The organism is Xanthomonas sp. F4 (assembly GCF_011761895.1).
The window spans coordinates 75,457-96,009 of record NZ_JAASQX010000003.1 but is presented as its reverse complement, the minus strand read 5'-3'; the positions used below and the strand labels follow the sequence as shown (position 1 = coordinate 96,009).

At 70.9% G+C, this 20,553-nt stretch carries 16 protein-coding genes; 10 read left to right on the top strand and 6 right to left on the bottom strand.

Annotated features, from left to right (window positions below):
* The first annotated feature begins 1 nt into the window (after position 1).
* The 5 genes from FHR66_RS12755 (at position 2) to FHR66_RS12735 (ending at position 8,333) form a co-directional block, all read left to right on the top strand.
* On the top strand, positions 2 to 352 hold the full coding sequence (locus FHR66_RS12755; protein ID WP_160969341.1) for an SH3 domain-containing protein: 351 nt from the start codon (positions 2 to 4) through the stop codon (positions 350 to 352).
* On the top strand, positions 349 to 1,788 hold the full coding sequence (locus tag FHR66_RS12750; protein WP_160969343.1) for a dihydrolipoamide acetyltransferase family protein: 1,440 nt from the start codon (positions 349 to 351) through the stop codon (positions 1,786 to 1,788). The genes FHR66_RS12755 and FHR66_RS12750 overlap by 4 nt, the downstream gene beginning before the upstream one ends.
* 925 nt (positions 1,789 to 2,713) lie before the next feature.
* Positions 2,714 to 4,285, top strand: coding sequence for a M4 family metallopeptidase (locus tag FHR66_RS12745; RefSeq protein WP_160969345.1), 1,572 nt, complete (start codon positions 2,714 to 2,716; stop codon positions 4,283 to 4,285).
* Between the two features lie 716 nt (positions 4,286 to 5,001).
* On the top strand, positions 5,002 to 6,966 hold the full coding sequence (locus FHR66_RS12740) for a DUF4034 domain-containing protein (protein WP_160969347.1): 1,965 nt from the start codon (positions 5,002 to 5,004) through the stop codon (positions 6,964 to 6,966).
* Between the two features lie 80 nt (positions 6,967 to 7,046).
* Positions 7,047 to 8,333, top strand: coding sequence for a DEAD/DEAH box helicase (locus FHR66_RS12735; RefSeq protein WP_160969349.1), 1,287 nt, complete (start codon positions 7,047 to 7,049; stop codon positions 8,331 to 8,333).
* 45 nt (positions 8,334 to 8,378) lie between these two features.
* Here FHR66_RS12735 and FHR66_RS12730 read toward each other — a convergent pair whose 3' ends face one another.
* Positions 8,379 to 8,708, bottom strand: coding sequence for a DUF6172 family protein (locus FHR66_RS12730; protein WP_160969351.1), 330 nt, complete (start codon positions 8,706 to 8,708; stop codon positions 8,379 to 8,381).
* A 161-nt stretch (positions 8,709 to 8,869) separates the two neighbouring features.
* On the opposite strand from FHR66_RS12730, the gene FHR66_RS12725 reads away from it, so the two are divergent.
* Entirely contained in the window at positions 8,870 to 9,631 is a 762-nt protein-coding gene (locus FHR66_RS12725) for an SDR family NAD(P)-dependent oxidoreductase (protein ID WP_160969353.1), read from the top strand.
* Positions 9,632 to 9,843: 212 nt separating this feature from the next.
* Here the strand turns inward: FHR66_RS12725 and FHR66_RS12720 are convergent, their stop codons facing one another.
* Positions 9,844 to 10,476, bottom strand: coding sequence for a Rossmann-fold NAD(P)-binding domain-containing protein (locus FHR66_RS12720; RefSeq protein ID WP_160969355.1), 633 nt, complete (start codon positions 10,474 to 10,476; stop codon positions 9,844 to 9,846).
* 669 nt (positions 10,477 to 11,145) lie between these two features.
* Between FHR66_RS12720 and FHR66_RS12715 the strand changes: the two genes are divergently transcribed.
* Complete coding sequence (locus FHR66_RS12715; protein ID WP_160969357.1) at positions 11,146 to 12,072, top strand: carbohydrate kinase family protein; 927 nt, start codon at positions 11,146 to 11,148, stop codon at positions 12,070 to 12,072.
* Positions 12,073 to 12,163: 91 nt separating this feature from the next.
* A complete protein-coding gene (locus FHR66_RS12710; protein WP_160969359.1) occupies positions 12,164 to 12,664 on the top strand; it encodes an MgtC/SapB family protein in 501 nt (166 codons plus the stop codon).
* On the opposite strand, the gene FHR66_RS12705 is transcribed toward FHR66_RS12710, so the two are convergent.
* Entirely contained in the window at positions 12,625 to 13,251 is a 627-nt protein-coding gene (locus FHR66_RS12705) for a ParB-like protein (protein ID WP_160969361.1), read from the bottom strand. The genes FHR66_RS12710 and FHR66_RS12705 overlap by 40 nt on opposite strands.
* Positions 13,252 to 13,728: 477 nt before the next feature.
* On the opposite strand from FHR66_RS12705, the gene FHR66_RS12700 reads away from it, so the two are divergent.
* The gene (locus FHR66_RS12700) at positions 13,729 to 15,345 is read left to right on the top strand and encodes a GGDEF domain-containing protein (protein ID WP_167087846.1); all 1,617 of its coding nucleotides are present in this window, start codon (positions 13,729 to 13,731) and stop codon (positions 15,343 to 15,345) included.
* A gap of 95 nt (positions 15,346 to 15,440) precedes the next feature.
* On the opposite strand, the gene FHR66_RS12695 is transcribed toward FHR66_RS12700, so the two are convergent.
* On the bottom strand, positions 15,441 to 16,343 hold the full coding sequence (locus FHR66_RS12695) for a DUF808 domain-containing protein (RefSeq protein WP_160969365.1): 903 nt from the start codon (positions 16,341 to 16,343) through the stop codon (positions 15,441 to 15,443).
* 129 nt (positions 16,344 to 16,472) lie between these two features.
* Positions 16,473 to 17,219: a DUF808 family protein gene (locus FHR66_RS12690; protein WP_160969367.1), complete on the bottom strand. Its 747-nt coding sequence runs from the start codon at positions 17,217 to 17,219 to the stop codon at positions 16,473 to 16,475.
* A gap of 122 nt (positions 17,220 to 17,341) precedes the next feature.
* Here FHR66_RS12690 and FHR66_RS12685 point away from each other — a divergent pair, with 122 nt between their 5' ends.
* Positions 17,342 to 18,967 carry a dihydroxyacetone kinase subunit DhaK gene (locus FHR66_RS12685; protein ID WP_160969369.1) on the top strand — a complete coding sequence of 542 codons (1,626 nt, stop codon included), beginning with the start codon at positions 17,342 to 17,344 and terminating at the stop codon, positions 18,965 to 18,967.
* Between the two features lie 366 nt (positions 18,968 to 19,333).
* Here FHR66_RS12685 and FHR66_RS12680 read toward each other — a convergent pair whose 3' ends face one another.
* On the bottom strand, positions 19,334 to 20,482 hold the full coding sequence (locus FHR66_RS12680) for an XAC2610-related protein (protein WP_160969371.1): 1,149 nt from the start codon (positions 20,480 to 20,482) through the stop codon (positions 19,334 to 19,336).
* Between the last annotated feature and the right edge of the window lie 71 nt (positions 20,483 to 20,553).

Below are 20,553 nucleotides of genomic sequence, written 5' to 3'. Positions count from 1 at the left end.
TATGCAGGCACGTCTGATCAGCGATTACCGCGCCGCCTATCCGCATCCGATCCGCATCGCCGCCGGCGAGCGGGTCGCGCTGGGCGTGCGCGACGAGGAGTGGCCGGCGTTCGTCTGGATCACCGGCGCCGCCGGCACGGCCGGCTGGGCACCGCTGGCCTGGCTGCAGCCGACCGGCGACGGCCATGCCGTGGCGCTGCGCGACTACGACGCACGCGAACTCGATGCCGCGCAGGGCGACACCGTCGTCCTGCATCACGAATACGGCGACTGGTGGTGGGCCGAGCGCGCCGACGGCGCGCAGGGCTGGCTGCCGGCCCGCGACCTGGAACTGCTGGAAGAGACCACATGAGCCAAACCAAGAATTTCAATCTGCCCGACCTGGGCGAAGGCCTGCCGGACGCCACCATCGTCGAGTGGTTCGTCAAGGAAGGCGACACCATCCGGCTGGACGAGCCGCTGGTGTCGATGGAAACCGCCAAGGCGGTGGTCGAAGTGCCCTCGCCGGTGTCCGGCAAGGTGCTGAAGCTGGCCGGCGCGCCGGGCGACATCGTCGTCACCGGCAGCATGCTGGCGCAGTTCGCGCCCGACCCCAACCTGCCGCAGCGCGCCGAAGGCCAGGACACCGGCCATCACCACGGCGGCGCGGCGCCGGCCGCATCCGGCAAGGGTGCCGGCGCGGACACCGCCGCAGCCGACGATCGCGTGGTCGCCTCCGACGACGGCGGCGAACTGCACGACGCCGACAACGCACAGGCCACCGGCGAGCGCGACGATGCCGGCACCGTGGTCGGCGCGATGCAAAGCTCCAACACCGTGCACAGCGAGCGCACCGTGTCGGTCGGCGGCGTGCGCGCGATGCCGGCGGTGCGCGCCCTGGCCAAGAAGCTGGGCGTGGACCTGGGCCGCGTACGCGCCAGCGGCGCCGACGGCGCGGTCACCCTGGCCGACGTCAAGGAGGCCGCGACCGATGGGTCGGCCAAGGCGGATGCGAAGGCGGGGGCGGCTATCGCCGCGACTACACGGCGTCCTGCCGTCGCGGCTGAAGCCGCTCCTACGAACGCCCACACGTCACCCGCCCCCTCCGCGCGCACCCCGCTCTCCGCCGCCGGCAAGCCGATGCGCACGCAGCCGCCGGGCGTGGCCGTGCAAGGCCAGCCCGAGCCGCTGAAGGGCGTGCGCCGCAACATGGCGCGGGTGATGGCCGAGGCGCAGCGCCAGGTGGTGCTGACCACGCTCAACGACGATGCCGACCTGCACGCGTGGACGCCGGGCAACGACACCACCGGGCGCCTGGTGCGCGCGATCGTCGCCGCCTGCCAGGCGGTGCCGGCGCTCAATGCCTGGTTCGACGGCGAGGCGTTGACCCGCACCCTGCACGCGCACGTGGACATCGGCATCGCCGTGGACACCGACGATGGCCTGTTCGTGCCCGCCCTGCGCAACGCCGACATGCTCGATGCGCGCGGCGTGCGCGAAGGCATCAACCGCCTGCGCCAGCAGGTGGAGGCACGCAGCATCCCGGCCTCGGAACTGAGCGGCTACACCATCTCGCTGTCCAACTTCGGCATGTTCGCCGGCCGCTACGCCACGCCGATCGTGGTGCCGCCGTGCGTGGCCATCGTTGCCGCCGGCCGCGCCCGCCATCAGCTGGTGCCGGTGATGGGCGGCGTGGAAACGCACAAGATCCTGCCGCTATCGCTGAGCTTCGACCACCGCGCCTGCACCGGCGGCGAAGCCGCACGCTTCCTGCGCGCGATGATCGACGACCTGGCGCTGTCGGCCTGAGCGCGACGGCCACCTTGCATAGCAACCGTCTTGCCTGACGCGAGACGGTGCATCTGCTGCGCCCGGAGCAGCAGATGCACCACCAGTCTGGGAGGGACTTCAGTCCCGACGCGATCAACAAAACAGCGTCGCGGCTTAAGCCTTTCTGCAGGGGATGGCTCGGACGCCACGTGGAGGCGCGCGTATTTCCTGCGGGCTTCTACACATCGCGAGGTGATAGCCGATGAGCAACTCCAGCACAGCGCGTCGGGGCTGAAGCCCCTCCCACAGTGCAATGACCGGGTGCTACGTGAGTGGCATTGCGTTGCCGATCGCTTCGGCGTGCATTCGGTGCATATCAGGCGACCTGCCTGACACCAGGTAATGCGCATACTGCACATGGAGCAGCAGATGCACCACCAGTGTGGGAGGGACTTCAGTCCCGACGCGACGCACGAAAAGATGTCGGGGTTCAAGCTTTTCTAGCGTGGATGGCTCGGGGCCGCCTAAACCCATCCCTGTATTGCTACGGTCTCCGACAATCGCTGTCCGATCCATCGAGCGATTCGTGCACCGCACGTCGCGGCCGACACCGCTCTCCCAGCACGCGTTCGGACGTACCGCGACGGGCTCGCTGCACGGAGCGGCATCGCATCGCACGCAGGTCGACGTCCGGGTTTCAGGCGGCATGCTGTGATGGCGCGCTGGTCTGCCGCAACGGCGCATCACGCGCCACGCCAGTGTGCAGAGCGCATTCGGTAGTCTTGGAAGACTGAACGAAACCTGTCTACCACGCGACGCAGCGGCGCCGTTATGGTCGTTGCACAGGGGGAGGCACTGCGCCGATCGGCCGCATTGCCCCAGTCGTCATGCCACGTCACAGCGCTACGGCCGCTCCGCTGCCGCGTCGACGTGTCCTTCCTTCTCGCGTTCGAGGATTCCGCTCATGTCCCTGTCGCTTCGTCATCGTCCGTCGGCACTGGTCTCGTCCCTGCTGCTCGCGCTCGCCGCCACCTCCGCCAGCGCCGCGCAGCGCGTGGACCTGCACGCCAAGAACCCGGATACGCTCAGCACCCAGTACCGCAGCGCCGCAGCGCGCGTCGGTGGCATTCCGGCCGCGGCCGCGGTGCGCCATGCCGAACTGATCGGGCTGGATGCCGAATCCGCGCTCACCCTGCTCGGCAGCAGCGAAGATGCCGACGGCACCGTGCACCGCCGCTACCAGCAGACCTTCCGCGGCATTCCGGTGTGGGGCGAACAGGTGATCGTCAGCGAGCGCGCCGACGGCAGCGTGCGCAGCCTGTTCGGCCGCTCGGTGGCCGGGCTGGCCAGCGAACTGCCGGCCACCGCCGCCAATGCCGCCAGCGCGTCGCTGAGCGCCGATGCCGCGCTGACGCTGGCCCGGCGCGTCGCGCTGGGCGCGGCCCAGGCCGAGCGTCGCATCGAACGCGCGCAGGCGCCGCAGATGATCTATCTCGACGACAGCGACCGCGCACACCTGGCCTACGTGGTGTCGTTCTTCGCCGATGCGCCGCAGGGCGGCGCGCCGAGCCGGCCGTTCGTGATCGTGGATGCGCGCAGCGGCGCCATCCTGAAACAGTGGGACGCCCTGACCACGCGTGACGCCACCGGCCCCGGCGGCAACGCCAAGACCGGCCAGTACGAGTACGGCAGCGACAGCATCCACGGTTTCCTGGAGGTGGACGACAGCTGCCGCATGCAGAACAGCAACGTCAAGTCGGTGAACCTCAACGGCGGCAGCTCCGGCACCACCGCGTACCAGTTCACCTGCCCACGCAACACCTACAAGGCCATCAACGGCGCCTACTCGCCGATCAACGACGCGCACTACTTCGGCGGCGTCATCGAGAAGATGTACCGCAGCTACGTCGGCGTGGCGCCGCTGACCTTCCAACTGGTGATGCGCGTGCATTACGGCACGCGCTACGAGAACGCGTTCTGGAACGGCTCGACGATGAACTTCGGCGACGGCAACACGCGGTTCTATCCGCTGGTCAGCGCGGATGTCGCCGGCCACGAGGTCTCGCACGGCTTCACCGAGCAGCATTCCAACCTCACCTACTCCGGCCAGTCCGGCGGTATCAACGAGGCGTTCTCGGACATGGCCGGCGAGGCCACCGAGTACTACCTCAAGGGCACGAACGACTTCAAGGTCGGCACCGAGATCTTCAAGGCCAACGGTGCGCTGCGCTACATGGCCAACCCGACGCAGGACGGCAGCTCGATCGACAACGCCGCCAACTACCGCAGCGGCCTGGACGTGCACTACTCCTCGGGCGTGTACAACAAGGCGTTCTACAACCTGGCTACCACCTCGGGCTGGAACACGCGCTTGGCGTTCGAGGTGTTCGCCCGCGCCAACCAGTTGTACTGGACGCCCAGCACCACCTTCAACAGCGGCGCCTGCGGCGTGCGCACCGCCGCCAGCGACCTCGGCCGCTCGGTGACCGCGGTCAACAACGCCTTCGCCGCCGTCGGCGTGAGCTGCACGCAGTAGTCCCAGCAACCCTGCGGACCCGGCCATCGACAGCGATGGCCGGGCTCGCGGCGATGGAGATCCACAAGGCCGTGCGTTGCGCCGACCCGCGCTGCCGACGGCACGGTGTCGGTGATGATCACGCGAGTGCCGCGCGCAGCACCGACACGGGGCACGCACGTTCGCAACTGTTGTCCGCACGGCGCGGCATGCACCCGCGGAAGCGGCAGCGATAGGCGCATGGGCCGCGCCCGCATGACCACGGCGGTGACGCCATGCCCACGACGGTGCGCTAACGGCGCTGCCCTATACTGCGCACCCAACTCGACGCCCCATGTCCGCATGCCGGCCGTCTGCATTGCGACGCCGCGCGTGCGATCCGCGACGGCAGACGGCGAGGCCCGCCTGTTCCGTGCCCGTTTTCGTCTTCCCTTCCCTGCGCCCAATGCCGCATTCACCGACCGCCACCACCGCGGACGGCGCGGCGCCTGCGTGCAAGCGGATCCTCGGCGCGCAACGACGGCGCCGTCTGCGAGCGCATAGCGCTCCGCACCTGTGCCGCCACGCGCGCGGGGACCGGACCGGACCTTGCCGCCATCGGCGCGCGCTGCCGACGCGATCCGCCGTGGCGATACGGCATGCCTGCGTCACCCGCGTGGGCAGCCCGTTTGCGCCGCGACGGCAGCGCATCCGCTTATCACTTCCCTTCCGATCCGAGACGTCCCATGCATCCCGCCATGTCCGTCGCGCAAGCCGCGCGCGCCGATCTGACCCCGTTCCAACACGACCTGCTCGCCCAGCGATTCGACGCGGTGGACGCGCAGTTGCGGACGCTGCTCGCCGCCGCTGACGCAGCCGGCGAGGCGAGGCTGTACGCGCGGGTCGTGGATGAGACCGGTGCACTGGCGGCCACCCGTCCCGCTGCGCTGGCAGCCCTGCTGGACGCATGGCAGCGACAGGCTCCGGACAGCCTGGCACCGCGGCTCCTGCGCTGCGCCTTCTGGGAGCGACGGGCGCTGCAGGCGCGCGGCACCGGTTGGGCCGACGGCGTCGACGAAACGCAGTGGCGGGGGGTGCGCCTCGCGCAATGGCGCTTGTTTGCAGACGCGCTGCAGTTGATGGTGCGGTTTCCGCTGCCGTGGATCCTCGGCACGCTGCTCACCCGCAGCGTGCAGGCCTTCGGCGAACCGGACTGGTTGACGCACTGGCGGTGCGAGGGCGTGCATCCCAACGACAACGCCACGTTCGATGCGGCGGACGCGCGGGACATCGCGTCCTTGGGCCTGCCCTCCGTGCTGCCCGCGCCACTGCACGCGCCGGACGGGAGGCCAGACACCAGCGACCCCGTGCCGCCGGCGTGGTTCTGGCTGTCGCTGACCCTGGGCCACAGCGGCCATGGACTGGCAGCCTTGCTGTCCTACGCCACGCTGCAGACCCCACGCTGGGGCGGCAGCCGCGAAGAGATCCTGGCGCTGGCCGAAGGGCCCCTGGCCGCCCGCCTCGACCAAGGCGAACGCCACCGTCTGCGCCTGGTCGCCTGGCTCGACGCGATCGACGTGGACAGCATCGAGACCGACGACGCCGAGGCGGTCGCGCAGGCGGTGCAACAAGGGCATGCCTTGTTGCACCGCACGCACGACGACGGTGACCGTGCGCAGGTGCATCTGCAGTTGGCGGAGCTGTACAGCTTCGCCGAACGGCCGGACCAGGCCGTTCCCCATCTGGCGGCCGTCGCCGCGTTGCCGGCGCCGTTGCGCCTGGACGATCACCAACTGCTGCGGGCGTTGCATGCCGCGGTGCAGAGCGGACAGCTGCAGGCCGACTGGTTGGGCACGCTGGCCGCGCGCGGCTGCGCGCAGACGGCGCATGCGGCCGTGCTCTACGGCCTGCTGTGCGATACCGGCTGGGGAGGCGTGCAGCGCGATCCGGCCATCGCCGAGGCGTGGTACCGGCACGCAGCCACGCTTGCACCGTTGCCCGCGCCGGAAGAGGTGTGCCCGTTCAACGACGTCTACTACGCCTTCGACGAACAAGTGCAGCACGGTCCACTGCAACACATGGCCCGCTGCGGCGCCGAGCTCGGCTATCCGGAAATGCAGTTCGCCCTGGGCTATCGCTATTTCGAGGATGAGGACAGCTACGACCCGACGCTGGCGATCCACTGGTACCGGCGTGCGGCCGAACACGGATTTCCGCGGGCCGCGTACAACCTCAGCGTGGTGTACGACCGCGGCATCGAACAAGGCGGTATCGCCGGGCTGGCACCGGATGAACTGGTGCGCCTCTCCAACGACTGCGAGATCGCCTGCCTGGAAGCCACCGCGGCGCTGCCGACGCTGTCAGAACGCGCGAGCCGCCGCGCCAACGCCTGTCTGCGCGGCCTGCGCCACTTCCTCGCCCACCAAGACGACGACCCGGCGCGGATCGAGCGCGTCCTGGGCGTGCTCACCCGGTTCGCGCACGCCGGCTGGGTGGAGGCAATGCGCGGCCTCGGCCACTTCCACGGCACGACCTCCAATCCAGCCTGGCAGGACTTCGACCGTGCGGTGCGCTGGTGCGAGGCGGCCTGCCGGCTGGTGCCGGACGATGCCGACACCCTGGCGCTACGGCAGACCCTGCAGGGCGACGGCTGGCTGGCGAAGCGGCGCTATGCGCGGGCGGCGGCGCGTGCCGCCGAGCGGGCGACCGACCTGCCGCACTGAGCGCGCCTTCGCCAGTCCGCGCGCGGTCGGCGATACTGCACGCCCGCCGTGACCCGCATGGCCTCGCTGCCCGTCTCCCGATGCCGTTCGCTTCCCTCGGTCTGTCGCCCGCGCTGTTTCCCGCCTTCGCCGCCGCGCTCGCGCGCGCCGGCTGGCAGACGCCCACGCCGATCCAGCAACAGGCGGTGCCGCTGGTCATCGCCGGCCACGACCTGCTGACCATGGCGCAGACCGGCTCCGGCAAGACCGCGGCGTTCGCCCTGCCGCTGCTGCAGGCCTGCGCGCAGGCGGCCAGGCCGGCGCGTTCCACCCGCGTACTGGTGCTGGTACCGACCCGCGAACTGGCGGTCCAGGTCGCCGACACCTTCGTCGCACTGGGCCTGGAACTGCCGCGGCGGCCGCGGGTGGTGGTGGCGGTCGGCGGCGTCTCGATCAATCCGCAGATGCTGGCGCTGCGCGGCGGCGCCGACGTGGTGGTGGCCACGCCCGGGCGCCTGCTGGACCTGCTGGAGCAGCGCGCGCTGCAACTGGACGCGGTGGCGCACCTGGTGCTGGACGAGGCCGATCGCCTGCTCGACCTGGGCTTCGGCGCCGAACTGGAGCGGCTGCTGCAGCGGCTGCCGCCGACGCGGCAGACCCTGCTGTTCTCCGCCACCATGCCCGCACCGATCGCCGCGCTGGCCACGCGCCTGCTGCGCGCGCCGCGGCGGATTGGCGAAAACGCCGACGCCGCGCCGATTCCGGCGACGCTGCGCCAGCGCGCGATCGAGGTCGACGACGGCCGTCGCCTGGCGTTGCTGCAGCATCTCCTGGAACAGGAAGCGTGGCCGCGGGCGCTGGTGTTCGTGGCCAGCCGGCGCGATGCCGAACGCGTTGCCACGGCGCTGGCCAAGGCCGGCATCGCCGCGCAGCCGCTGCATGGCGAGCTGGCGCAGGGCCGGCGCCAGCGCACCCTGGACGCGTTCCGCCAGCAGCAGCTAAGGGTGCTGGTGACCACGGACCTGGCCGCGCGCGGCATCGACATCGTCGCGCTGCCGGTGGTGGTGAACTACGACCTGCCACGTTCCACCGCGGACTACACCCACCGCATCGGCCGCAGCGCGCGCGCCGGCGCCGAGGGCCAGGCGCTCAGCTTCGTCGACGCTGCCAGCGCGGCGCATCTGCGCCTGATCGAGAAACGCCAGGGCGTGCGCGTGCTGCGCGAACGCATTCCCGGTTTCGAGCCGACGCAGGCGCCGACCCCGGCCGCCACGCCGGCCGCCGAGGCGGCCGCCTCCACCGGTGGCATCAAGGGCAAGCGACCGAGCAAGAAGGACAGACTGCGCGCGGCGCGTGCGCAGGACGGGGAGCCGCCCGCGAGCGGCTGAGCTGCACCGCGTGGGTCCCGACGCCGCGGGCGCGCCGAGTCGCGCTCAGTCCTCGAACGGATCGTGCTCGCGCTCGTCCTGGCCGTCCGTGGCCCGCGGCGGCCGCGTGCACGCGCGGCTGCGGATTTCCACGTAGAACTGATCGCCGCCGGCGGCGACCAGCGCGTCGACCGCACGCAGCAGCTCGGCCGGCGGCAGCACCGCAGCGGTGGCTTCCTCGGTGCCGAACAGGGTGTCGAAATCCCAGTAGTCGGCGCCGGCCGGCAGGGTCTTGCGGCGCTCGCGGCGGATGTACTTGCGGATGTCGTGCTTGGCGGCGTCGAGCAGGCGGTCGGGATGCTTGCCTTCGATGCGGAGCCGGTAGGTCTTCTTCACTGCGGGAAATCCTGGAAAGGGAATGCGGCCATCGCAAGGCGGCGGCGCGGCGGGCGCACCATGGCGGCGCGTGCGACGGCCGCCATGGTGCCAGAAGCGGCCGCGTGCTGCGGATTGCGCGGATAATCGGCACACGCCCCACGGCCACGCAGGAGCCACCGATGACCGATCCATCCGCCTTCGCGGGATACCGCGTGCTCGTCGCTGGCGCCAGCCGCGGCATCGGCCTTGCCATCGCCGACGCCTTCGCCCGGCACGGCGCGGCGGTGGCGATCTGCGCACGCAGTTCCGCGCCGCTGGCCGACGCCGCCGCGCAGTTGCAGCGCCACGGCCACCCGGTCGCGTCACAGTGCTGCGACCTGGCCGACGCCGCGCAGATCGAGGGCTGGGTGGCGCAGGCCGCCGACGCGCTCGGCGGCATCGACGTGATGGTCAACAATGCCTCCGGCTACGGCCATGGCGACGACGATGCGAGCTGGCAGGCCGGCTTCGACATCGACCTGATGGCCGCGGTGCGCTGCAACCGCGCCGCGCTGCCGCATCTGCGCGGCAGCGGCCGTGGCTGCATCCTCAACATCAGCTCGATCAACGGCCTGCGGCCGACGCCGCGGGTGCCGGCGTACTCGGCGGCGAAGGCGGCACTGAACTACTACACGATGACACTGGCAACGCAGCTGGCGCGCGAACGGATCCGGGTCAATGCGATCGCGCCCGGGTCCATCGAGTTTCCCGGCGGGCTGTGGGAGCAACGCCGCCAGCAGCAGCCCGAGCTGTACCGGCAGATCCGCGCCAGCATTCCGTTCGGCGCCTTCGGCGCGATCGACGACGTCGCCAACGCAGCGCTGTTCCTGGCCTCGCCGCAGGCGCGCTGGATCACCGGCCAGGTGCTGGCGGTGGACGGCGGGCAGTCGCTGGGCGCCTGAGGCAGGTCGCGTGTGCGGCCACGGCCAGTGCGCGCGAGCGCGTGGCGACGAGCGTGGGCTGCACGCGATGCAGTAGTGATGCGACCTGGCGCCGGCGTCGCGCCGCAGACGACCGCTCCTAGGCGGGGCTGCCGCTATTTGCATCGCACACGCAATGCTGCGACCTCGCGCGCCCTCTCCAATCCCGAATCCCCACTCCCCAATCCCGGCTCCTAAACCAACTGCGCCGCATCGATCACCTGCACACCCGGTCGCGGCTGCAGCGCGGCCGCGACCAGCGCCGCGGCGATGCGTTCGGCCGGATTGATCCGGTAGCGCCGCGGCAGCAGCGGCCCGAGCGCCCACAGCACCACGCTGGCCGCGTGTTCACCGCGGCGCCGTTGCACACGCTCGCCGCCGATCAGCCCGGGACGTACCAGGGTCAACGATGGATAGTCGAGCGCGCGCAGGTCGTTTTCCAGATCGCCCTTGACCCGGTTGTAGAACGCCCAGGACTGCGGATCCGCTCCCAGCGCCGAGTTGAGCGCGAACGCCTCGGCGCCGTGCTGGCGGAGCAGCCGCGCGATCGCCAGCGGGTAGTCGTGATCGACCCGACGGAACGCCTCACGGGAACCGGCCTGGCGCATCGTGGTGCCGAGCGCGCAGATCGCCGCCTGCACCTGCCACCACGACGCCTGCGCCGGCAGCGCGTCGAAGTCGAGCACCGGGTTGTGCAGCTTGGGATGGTCCAGCTCCAGCGCGCGCCGGGTCGGTGCGATCACTGCGCTGCAGGCCGGGTCGGCCAGCAACTGGGTCAGCGCGTGGCCGCCGACCAGGCCGGTGGCGCCGGCGAGCAGGATCTTCATGGGGATGTCCTTGGAGACAGGTGGGGGAAGTTCCGACTATCGCAGGCGGAGCGGGAAGGTACTGTCGGGGTGCTTGCGTGGCGGGCATGGGTCCACGAGGCGCTGCGCGCCCTACCCTCACCCCAACCCCTCTCCCGAAGGGAGAGGGGCTATGGCCGCGCGGCTGTTCCCTTCTCCCCTCGGGAGAAGGTGCCCCGAAGGGGCGGATGAGGGTGCGTGCGCCAGCCAGGCATCCACCTTGGATGAGCATACGAGCGCCAGCCCAGGCATCCGTCCTATACGCCAGCGCGCAGCCACACGCACCAGCACAATGCCGTACGGCTGGCGTCCAGGATCCACGAAGCGCTTGCGCGCTCCTACCCTCACCCCAACCCCTCTCCCGGGGGGAGAGGGGCTATGGGCGCGCGGCTGTTCCTTCTTCCCTCGGGAGAAGGTGCCCCGAAGGGGCGGATGAGGGTACGGCCGCAAGCCAGGCATCCTCCCTAGATAAGGGTACGGCCGCCAGCCAGGCCTCCTCCCTAAATGACGGTACGAGCGCCATCCAGGCGCCCACCCCACACGGCAGCCCAGCAGCCCGCTCCCGCACGGTCGCCGCGCCGCAGCAGGTACGCCACAATAGCCGCCCCATCGCGCCGGCCGGCGCGCTGCAACCTGACGAGGAGCGGTTCGATGTTCGTGGTGTGCGGAGAGGCCTTGTACGACATCTTCATCGACGGCTACGCCGGCACCTCGGTCGGGATGACCGCACGCCAGGGCGGTTCGCCGTTCAACGTGGCGATCGGCCTGGCCCGCCTGGGTGCGCCGTCGGCGCTGTTCACCGGCCTGTCCACCGACCCGCTCGGCCGCCAGTTGCGCACCACCCTCGAACGCGAAGGCGTGGCCCTGGACTACTGCATCGACAAACGCGAGGCGACCACCCTGGTGATGGTCGCGCTCGACGGCGACGGCGTCCCCAATTACGCGTTCTACGGCACCGGCTGCGCCGACCGCGCACTGACCGAGTCCGACCTGCCGACGCTGGACGCGCGCGTCGGCGGCCTGCATTTCGGCTCCTACACGCTGGTCGCCGAGACCACCGCCAGCACCTTCCAGGCGCTGGCCGAGCGCGAGCGCGGGCAGCGGCTGATCTCGCTGGACCCGAACGTGCGGCCGACGGTGGAACCGGACATGGCGGTATGGCGCGCGCGGCTGGCGCGCTGGATCGCGCTGGCGCACGTGGTCAAGGTCAGCCAGGAAGACATCGAGTTGCTGTATCCGCAGCAGGATCCGTTCGCCATCGCCCGCAGCTGGCTGCAGCAGGGGCCGTCGCTGGTGGTGATGACCCTGGGCGGCGACGGCGCGGTGGCCTGGCGCGGCGACAGCGAGGCGCGCGTGCGCGGCCGCGTGGTGCAGGTGGCCGATACTGTCGGCGCCGGCGACAGCTTCCAGGCGGCGCTGCTGCAGCAGTTGCCCGACCCGGCCGCGCTGGCGGCGCTGGGCAGCGAGCCGGCTGCGCTGGAGCGCCTGCTGCAGTTCTGCGTGGCCGCCGCGGCCATCAACTGCACCCGCGCCGGCGCCAACCCACCGAGCCTGGACGAGGTCCGCGCCGCGCTCTGAAGCCGACCCACGGCACACACGACATGCGCGCGGCCGGGTTTCCTATGATGGGCCGGCCGCCCACGGCGCCACATCCACCAGGAGACCTGCCTTGATCGAGCTGTCCGACATCGCCGTGCGCCTGGGAATCGCCGCCCTCGCCGGCGCGGCGATCGGGTTGAACCGCGACCTGCACGGCAAACCGATCGGGATCCGCACGCTGGGGCTGGTCGGCCTGGCCACCGCGATGGTGGTGCTGCTGGCCGACCCGCTCGGCAAGGGCGGCTTTACCGACGCCGGCAGCCGCGTCATCCAGGGCATCCTGACCGGCATCGGCTTCCTCGGTGCCGGCGTCATCTATCACACCCAGAAACACGTCCGGGTGCATGGCCTGACCAGCGCCGCCTGCGTCTGGCTCACCGCCTGCATCGGCATCATGTGCGGCGCCGGCCAATGGCAGATCGTGGCCGTGTCCCTGGCCATCGCCTTCGTCATCCTGTTGGTCGGCGGCCGCGTCGAACGCGCCTTGCACGGGCTCCTGGGCGGCAAGCCGCACCATGCCGCGGCCACCGATCAGTCGTCGGACGACGGCCCGCACCAGCCGGGCAAGTAGCTCGCCTCCCTGCTCTTGGCGAGCGCGAGCGCGGTCTCCATGGCGCGTGCGAAGTCGTCCTTGATGTCGCGGCGCCGCAGCCGGCGGCGGAACAGGTCGGCCCACAGGAATTCGCTGAACGGGGTGGTGTCCTTGGCATAGCCGCCCGCACGGCGCACCTCGCCGGCGAGGCTGCGGTAGGGATCGTCCTTCAGGTCGGCGATCGACGTCGGCATGTCCTTGAACGGGCGGCGCTCGCCCTTGGCGTCATAGGGATAGGCCCAGCGGCGATGATCCAGCACGCTCCACAGCGCGGCCTTGTCGACGACGCTGAGGTCGGCGATCACCGTGACCAGGATGTCCTTCACCCCTTCGTCGTGCAGTGCCCGCGCCAGGTGGTGATGGTCCACCACGTAGTACTTGCCGTCCGGCCCCAGCACCACCGGGATCATGTGCTTGCCGAGCAGCTCGGCCTGCTTGTGCCTGGAGGCGTGCGCGCGCCAGCGCTTGCGCTTCTCCTTCACCTCGCGCATGCCCACGGTCATCTGCGTCGGGCGCAAGGACAGGATCGGGACAGGGTGCAGCAGCGGTTCGCGGGAATCGGCCATGCTCGGTCTCGGTGGAGGTGGGGGGCGTGTAGCGCTGTCGACGCTGCGGTAGGCACAACCGCCAGAGTGCCAGTGCCGTGCGCGTCTTGCACGACGTCCGGACACGCGGCGATCTTTCGGCAAGCCAGGCTTGCTCCCCTCTCCCTCCGGGACCACGGCCCCCTTTTCGGGGGAGGGGCCGGGGGTGAGGGTGCGACAGCCAGGGAACCTATTCCCCAGACGCCTCCCTAGCCACCCGACCCTCATCCGCCCCTTCGGGGCACCTTCTCCCGAAGGGAGAAGGGACGGGCGACCACGCCGCCTGAGCACATACTCCCCTCTCCCCCCGGGAGAGGGGCTGGGGGTGAGGGTACGACCGCAATGGAGTCTTCTTCACAGACCCACCACCCGCCCGCTCAAGCGCACGCCGCCGGCGCCGATATCCAGAGCCTGAGCGCCAGCATGGGCGGCGCATTGACTGGGGAGGAGCCGGCCGGCATGTCGGACCAACGCGACGAGCCGCCCATCAGCGGACTGCGCAAACTGCTGTCGCCACGTCGGCGCGAGCCGGCGACGACGGCGGCCGCGACGCTGCCGGCGCGCGCGCATGGACATGGACATGGTCATGGGCACGCGCCCGGCCAAGCGGCGGCGCCTGTGGCGGGCGCAACCGACCCGGCCGCCGCCACCGCCGCGCTGATCCGCCTGTTCCAGCAGGCGCACGAGCCGCAAGGCCTGCTCGGCGCCTTCGCCGATGGCATGGCCTCGTTGCATGGCGAACTGGGCGACATGGGCCGGCGCCTGCAATCGGCAGCGAGCAGCGGCGACTGGCCCAGCTATGGCCGCGCGCTGCGCCAGCTGATCGACAAGTACATTCGCACCATCGACATCGAAGACCCGCTGGCCGGGCCCAGCGACAGCGAGCGCCTGCGCGACCTGCTGCGGCAGACCGTGGCCGGCGCGCTGGCGGCGCTGCTGCACACCCTGCCCGAGCTGGCCGGCGAGGCCGAGGCCAGCGGCGAGGCGCTGCGCCAGTGGCGCCCCGGGCAACCGCTGGAACCGGTGGCGCAGCAGGTACGCGAGTTGTGCCACCAGATCGCGTTGCGCGCCAACGACGGCCAGGAGCAACAGGCGCTGTTGCTGAGCCTGTTCGACCTGCTGCTGGAGAATGTCGGCGAACTGCTCGAAGACACCAGTTGGCTGCAGGGCCAGATCGCGGTGGTGCGCGACCTGATCGCCGGGCCGCTGGACCGCTACTCGATCGAGGAGGCACGCGGCAGCCTGCGCGAGGTGATCTACAAGCAGGGGCTGCTCAAGCAGGGCATCGCCGAGTCCAAGAACGCCATGAAGGAGCTGATGCTGACCTTCGTCGCGGACCTGGACGGCATGGCCGCCAGCACCGGCGAATTCCACGACCGCATCGCCGACTACTCGCAGACCATCCGCGACGCGCGCAGCATCGCCGACCTCAACCGCCTGCTGCAGGAAGTGCTGCAGGACACCGGCCACGTGCAGGAGCAGGCGCTGCGCGCGCGCGACCACCTGATCGCCGCGCGCCAGGAAGTGGACGCGGCCGAACAGCGCATCCTGCGCCTGGAGCAGGAACTGCAGGACGTCAGCGGCCTGGTGCGCGTCGACCAGCTCACCGGCGCGCTCAACCGGCGCGGCCTGGAGGACCTGTTCGCGCGCGAACTGGTGCGCACCGAGCGCAGCGCGCAACCGTTGTGCGTGGCGATGCTGGACCTGGACGATTTCCGCCAGCTCAACGCGACCTACGGCCACCCCGGCGGCGACAGCGCGCTGCGCCACGTGGTGGAAGTGGCACGCACCACGTTGCGCGCCAGCGACGCCATCGCTCGCTTCGGCGGTGAGGAATTCCTGCTGCTGATGCCGGACTGCACGATCTTCGAGGCCAGCGCGGCGGTGACCCGGGTGCAGCGCGCCCTGGCCCAGCGCGCGGTAGTGCACGAGGACCAGCGCGTGTTCGTCAGCTTCAGCGCCGGCGTCGCCCTGCGCCAGCCCGGCGAAGCGCAGGACGCGCTGATCCGCCGCGCCGACCGTGCGCTGTACGAGGCCAAGAAGGCCGGCAAGAACCGGGTGGTTTCGGCCGATTAGCGCCGGCGGTGCCGGCGCGGGATTCGGGAGTCGGGATTGGGGATTCGCAAAGGCAGCAATGCGCGCCGCTGTTGCGAATCCCGAATCTCCAATCCCTAATCCCTACCCCGTACCTTCTTGATGCCCAACACCACGGCCAGCACCACGGCGCCGGCCACGATTCCCACCACGGCATTGCCCAACGCAAGCACCAGGCTGCCCAGGCCGCCGCTCGGGGCGATGCCCTCGATGGCGTGATGCAGCGGGCCGATGCTGTGCACCAGGATGCCGCCGCCGACCAGGAACATCGCCGCCGTGCCGGCGACCGACAGGGTGCGCATCAACCACGGCGCCAGCCACAGGATGCCGCGGCCGATGGTCGCGGCGGCGGCGCCCTTGCGGCTCAGGTACAGGCCCAGGTCGTCGAGCTTGACGATGCCGGCAACCAGGCCGTAGACGCCGGCGGTCATCGCCAGCGCGATCGCCACCAGCACCGCGAGCTGCTGCACGAACGGCACGCCGGCGACCACGCCCAGCGACAGCACGATGATCTCCGCCGAGAGGATGAAGTCGGTGCGGATCGCGCCCTTGACCTTGTCCTTCTCCAGCGCCACCACGTCCACCTGCTGGTCGGCCAGCGCCTGCACCTGCTGCGCATGCCGCTCCGCGTCCTCTTTCTTCGAATGCAGGAAGCGGTGCGCCAGCTTCTCCACGCCCTCGAAGCACAGGAACGCGCCGCCGATCATCATCAGCGGGGTGATCGCCCACGGCAGCCACGCGCTGATCGCCAGCGCCGCCGGCACCAGGATCGCCTTGTTGAGCAGCGAACCCTTGGCCACCGCCCACACCACCGGCAGTTCGCGGTCGGCGTTCACCCCGGTGACCTGCTGCGCGTTCAGCGCCAGGTCGTCGCCGAGCACACCGGCGGTCTTCTTGGCCGCGACCTTGGTCAGCAGCGACACGTCGTCGAGCAGGGTGGCGATGTCGTCGAGCAGGGTGAACAGGCTGGCGCCGGCCATGCGGGGATTCCATTCGGGATGAGCGGCGATTCTCGCCGATTCCGGCATGCGGTGGGCTGCCGGCCGCATCGGTCTCCGCCCGGGTGTATCCCATTACCGGCCCCGCGCGCTGCACAACCTGACGTAACGCTACTTGATGAGGCCTTCCGGCGAGGACGGGAAGATCAATGCGTATGTCGCACCGATCGCCGACGCCGCGCCGAGCACGAGCGACACAACCAACGCGAGCAGCGACAGGCCACGCAACAGCCGCGGCGCCAGCGCCAACAGGACGCGCCCGAGCGCCGCGATGCGACCGCCCGCACCGTGCACGCGCAGGCCCAGGTCGGCGAGCAGGACGAGCGCGGCGACCGGTATGTACATGGCCAGTGCCAGCGCAACGGCCATCAGCGCCACGCCGAGCGCGGAAAACGCGAACGGCAGCATGGACAGCACCAGGCTGGTCACGACGATGCACTGGATCGACACGACGACATCGGTCCGCATCGCGCCCTTGAGCAGCCCGGCGATCCGGGCGTCGTCTTCGGCACCAGGATCGGCCGCCGGGCGGCGCCAGGAGCGTGCCAGCCACTCCAGGCTTTCGTAGCTCTGGTACAGCCCGCACAAGCACAACAGCCCCAGCGTCAGCCGATCCGTGACGTTGTCGTGCGTCCCGAACACCGAGGGCGGCGGCAGCATGGCGTAGAGCGCCAGCAACGCCGGCACCAGCGCCAGCTTGCCCAACAGCGCGCGCCCGAACGCCTTGCCCAGTAGCCACCAGGCGCGGCCGATCGGCGCCGCGGCCACCGCCCGCGCTTGTGCCGGGGCCCGGCGCGCAGTCTCGTCCAGCGCGGACGCCAGCGCACCAAGCAAGGTGAACAGGCTGGTGCGAGCCATGCGCGTTCCTGTTGGAAAGGTCGGCGCCATTCTCACCGAGATCGCGGGCCGGCGCCGCGCGCCACGGCATCACCCGCACTCGGCTACCCTGCGGCCCAGCCCCGCACCGCCAAGGAGACGCCATGGACCAGTTCCTCACCGCGCCCCGCGCCATCGTCGACGACGTGCTCGCGGCCGCCGCCATGCTGCAACCGCTGCTGCTCTCCGAGGCCGACAGCGGCACCCGCATCGTGCTGCAGGCGGAGCGCGATCCGCGCCAGGTCGCGGTGCTGTCCGGCGGCGGTGCCGGGCACGAGCCGGCGCATGCCGGCTTCGTCGGCCCGGGCATGCTCAGCGGCGCCATCGCCGGCGACCTGTTCGCCTCGCCCGGCGTGGAGGCGGTGCTGGCGGCGATCCGCGCCTGCGCCGACGCGCCCGGCGTGCTGCTGGTGATCAAGAACTACACCGGCGACCGGCTCAACTTCGGCCTGGCCGCCGAGCGCGCCCGCGCCGAGGGCATCGACGTGGCCAGCGTGCTGGTCGCCGACGACATCGCCCTGCCCGACGCCGCGCAGCCGCGCGGCATCGCCGGCACGGTGCTGGTGCACAAGTACGTGGGCCATCTGGCGCGCGAGGGCATGCCGCTGGCCGAACTGGCGCAGCGCGGCCAGGCCTTCGCCGACCGCCTGCTGTCGCTGGGCATGGCGTTGTCCAGTTGCAGCGTGCCCGGCCAGCACGTGGGCCGTCGCGCACCGGAACTGGGGCTGGGCATCCACAACGAGCCGGGTGCGCGGCCGGTACAGCCGGGCGCGGTGGAAGAGGCGCTGGCGCTGGTCCTGGACCCGCTGCTGGCACAGGCCGATGCCCGCCTCGGTGCCGACGCGCCGCTGGTGCTGATGCTCAACGACCTCGGCGGCTGCTCGACGCAGGAACTGGGCGTGCTGACGCGGCTGGCGCTGCAGCGCATCGGCGTCGACCGCATCGCGCTGATGCCGCTGCCGGCGGCGCTGATGACCTCGATGGACATGCACGGTTTCTCGATCACTCTGGCGCCGGCCGATGCCGACGTGCTGGCCGCGCTGCAGGCGCCGGTGCAGACCCTGGGCTGGCCCGGCGTGCGCGTGCCGCACGCGGCGCAGACCTTTGCTCCGGTGCTGAAGCGCGACGACAGCCACCGCCATGGCGCGCGCGACGCGCAGTGCGCCGCAGCACTGGCCCGCGTGGCGCAGGCGCTGATCGCCGCGCAGGCGGAGCTGGACGCGCTGGACGCGCGCAGCGGCGATGGCGACGCCGGCAGCACCTTCGCCGCCGGCGCGCGCGCCCTGCAGCAGGCATTGGACACCGATGCGCTGGCGACCGGCGATGACGCCGCACTGGCGCGCGGCCTGGCGGCGACGATCGAACACAGCATGGGCGGTTCCAGCGGCGTGCTGCTGTCGATCCTGTTCACCACCGCCGCCGGCGCACTGGCGGACGGCCGCGACTGGGTGCAGGCCCTGCAGGCCGGCGTGGCACGAATGCAGCACTACGGCGGCGCGCAACGCGGCGACCGCACCCTGCTAGACGCGCTGCTGCCGGCGCTGGACGCCCTGGCGCAGGGCGCCGGCGTGGGCGCCGCCGCGCGCGCCGCACGTGCTGGCGCCGATGCCACCGCACACCTCACGCGCGCTGGCGCCGGCCGCGCTGCCGCGGTGCCCGCGGACGCACTGCGTGGCGTGATCGACCCCGGCGCCGAAGCGGTGGCGCGGGCGTTCGCGGCGTGGGGGTGAAGCGACCGGTCGGGTCGGCCAACGCGGCGCAAGGCAGGTATGGGTAACGAGGGCAGCAGGCATCGTCGGGAACGGCTTTCGCGGCTGAAGCCGCTCCTACGACGAACCCCACATGCGTGGCGTCATCACCGCACACGCACGCAGATTCGCATGCAGTTCAAGGACCATCGCCGGCTGCAGCCTTTGTAGGAGCGGCTTCAGCCGCGACGTGCGTTCCCGGTGAAGCCTGTCGCGGCTGAAGCCGCTCCTACAGATGGCGCCATCGGGGCTGCAATGGGCTGACCGGGTGCACTGTGGGAGGGACTTCAGTCCCGACCCGTGTAGCCCGGATCGCCAGCGCCCTTCGGCACCACGACCCGCGGCCCGCTACTCCGCCGACGCAGCCTCCAGCACCTGCGCCACCGCCTGCAGCGAGCCGCGCACCGAGCCGGGCTGAAGCGTCAGCGGCTGCACCTTGCCGCGCACCACCACCTCCATGCGCTGCGGCACCCCCTGCGCATTGCCGACGATGCGGTAGGTGGTGTCGCCGCGCTCGAAGCTGAGCACGTGCCGGTCCGCGTCGTAGTCCATCGCCTCGCGTTCGGCATCCGGATACAGCAGGTCCACCCGCTGCTGTGCGCCGATCGCCGCATAGAACGGCTTGCTGCTGGCCCCGTCGCCGACATTGGCGAACACCACGATGCGCTTTCCGGCCGGCGCCAGGCGGAACTCGAGCAGGATCTTGCGCTGGCCCACCGCAGTCTCGCCTTCCTCGTCCCACACGTAGTGCATGTCGGGCACGCGCTTGCCGCCACGGTCGCGATACACCGTCTCCTGCTCCAGTCCCGGCCCGTCGCCGCGCGCGTCAAAGACCGTTTCGCTCTCCAGCAGCGGCGCGCCATCGCGGATCGAGTACGTCGCGTACTGGTGCCAGCAGCAGCCGTCCTTGGTCATGGTGTGGATCTCACGCGCCTCGGCATCCACCTGGAACAGGCCACAGTTGCTCTGCGCCAGCTCGGTGAAGCCGGGACTGGCCTCGAAGCCATCGGCGGTCCCCAGATACACCTGGTAGGACGGGCCGTGATAGCAGCTGTTCTGGCCGTCCATCACCGCCAGGTCCTTGATGCCGTCGAAGTTGAAATCGTCGTAGATCAGCACGCTCTGCTCGCCGTACGGCAACTGGTGCACGTTGGCCTTGACCTTGGTGCCCTTGGCATCGGTGTCCACCACCAACTCTGGCGAAGCCACTTCGAGCAGCGGCGTGGCGTTGCCGCGGGCGAATACGCGCACGATCCCGGGCCGGAACACCCCGTCGTTGTCCTCGACCTCCAGCGTCGCGCGGTAGCGGTCGGAAAAGTCCTGCAGCTCGTAGCTGCGGCGCTTGCTGGCAGCAAAGGCCCTGGCGTCGAAATCCTCGCCGGCATAGCGCTGGGGCGCGGCCGCGGCGGTCGCGTTCGCCGACAGGAGCACGGCCAGCAGCGCGCACGCGACAAGGACCGCGGCACGGCAGACGGCAGGGAAAACGACGACGGGCATGGCAGCGCTCCTGGCAGGTGACAGCGAGCTCCCAGAGTAAGCCCGACCGTGGCACTGGAACAGAGGCGGCC

Bases quoted from the DNA above. Each gene is read 5' to 3' on its own strand.
- FHR66_RS12755 (WP_160969341.1), top strand. From the start codon at position 2: ATGCAGGCACGTCTGATCAGCGATTACCGCGCCGCCTATCCGCATCCG.
- FHR66_RS12725 (WP_160969353.1), top strand. From the start codon at position 8,870: ATGACCGATCCATCCGCCTTCGCGGGATACCGCGTGCTCGTCGCTGGC.
- FHR66_RS12695 (WP_160969365.1), bottom strand. From the start codon at position 16,343: ATGGCCGGCGCCAGCCTGTTCACCCTGCTCGACGACATCGCCACCCTG.
- FHR66_RS12745 (WP_160969345.1), top strand. From the start codon at position 2,714: ATGTCCCTGTCGCTTCGTCATCGTCCGTCGGCACTGGTCTCGTCCCTG.
- FHR66_RS12715 (WP_160969357.1), top strand. From the start codon at position 11,146: ATGTTCGTGGTGTGCGGAGAGGCCTTGTACGACATCTTCATCGACGGC.
- FHR66_RS12705 (WP_160969361.1), bottom strand. From the start codon at position 13,251: ATGGCCGATTCCCGCGAACCGCTGCTGCACCCTGTCCCGATCCTGTCC.
- FHR66_RS12735 (WP_160969349.1), top strand. From the start codon at position 7,047: ATGCCGTTCGCTTCCCTCGGTCTGTCGCCCGCGCTGTTTCCCGCCTTC.
- FHR66_RS12750 (WP_160969343.1), top strand. From the start codon at position 349: ATGAGCCAAACCAAGAATTTCAATCTGCCCGACCTGGGCGAAGGCCTG.
- FHR66_RS12680 (WP_160969371.1), bottom strand. From the start codon at position 20,482: ATGCCCGTCGTCGTTTTCCCTGCCGTCTGCCGTGCCGCGGTCCTTGTC.
- FHR66_RS12720 (WP_160969355.1), bottom strand. From the start codon at position 10,476: ATGAAGATCCTGCTCGCCGGCGCCACCGGCCTGGTCGGCGGCCACGCG.
- FHR66_RS12690 (WP_160969367.1), bottom strand. From the start codon at position 17,219: ATGGCTCGCACCAGCCTGTTCACCTTGCTTGGTGCGCTGGCGTCCGCG.
- FHR66_RS12700 (WP_167087846.1), top strand. From the start codon at position 13,729: ATGTCGGACCAACGCGACGAGCCGCCCATCAGCGGACTGCGCAAACTG.
- FHR66_RS12685 (WP_160969369.1), top strand. From the start codon at position 17,342: ATGGACCAGTTCCTCACCGCGCCCCGCGCCATCGTCGACGACGTGCTC.
- FHR66_RS12740 (WP_160969347.1), top strand. From the start codon at position 5,002: ATGTCCGTCGCGCAAGCCGCGCGCGCCGATCTGACCCCGTTCCAACAC.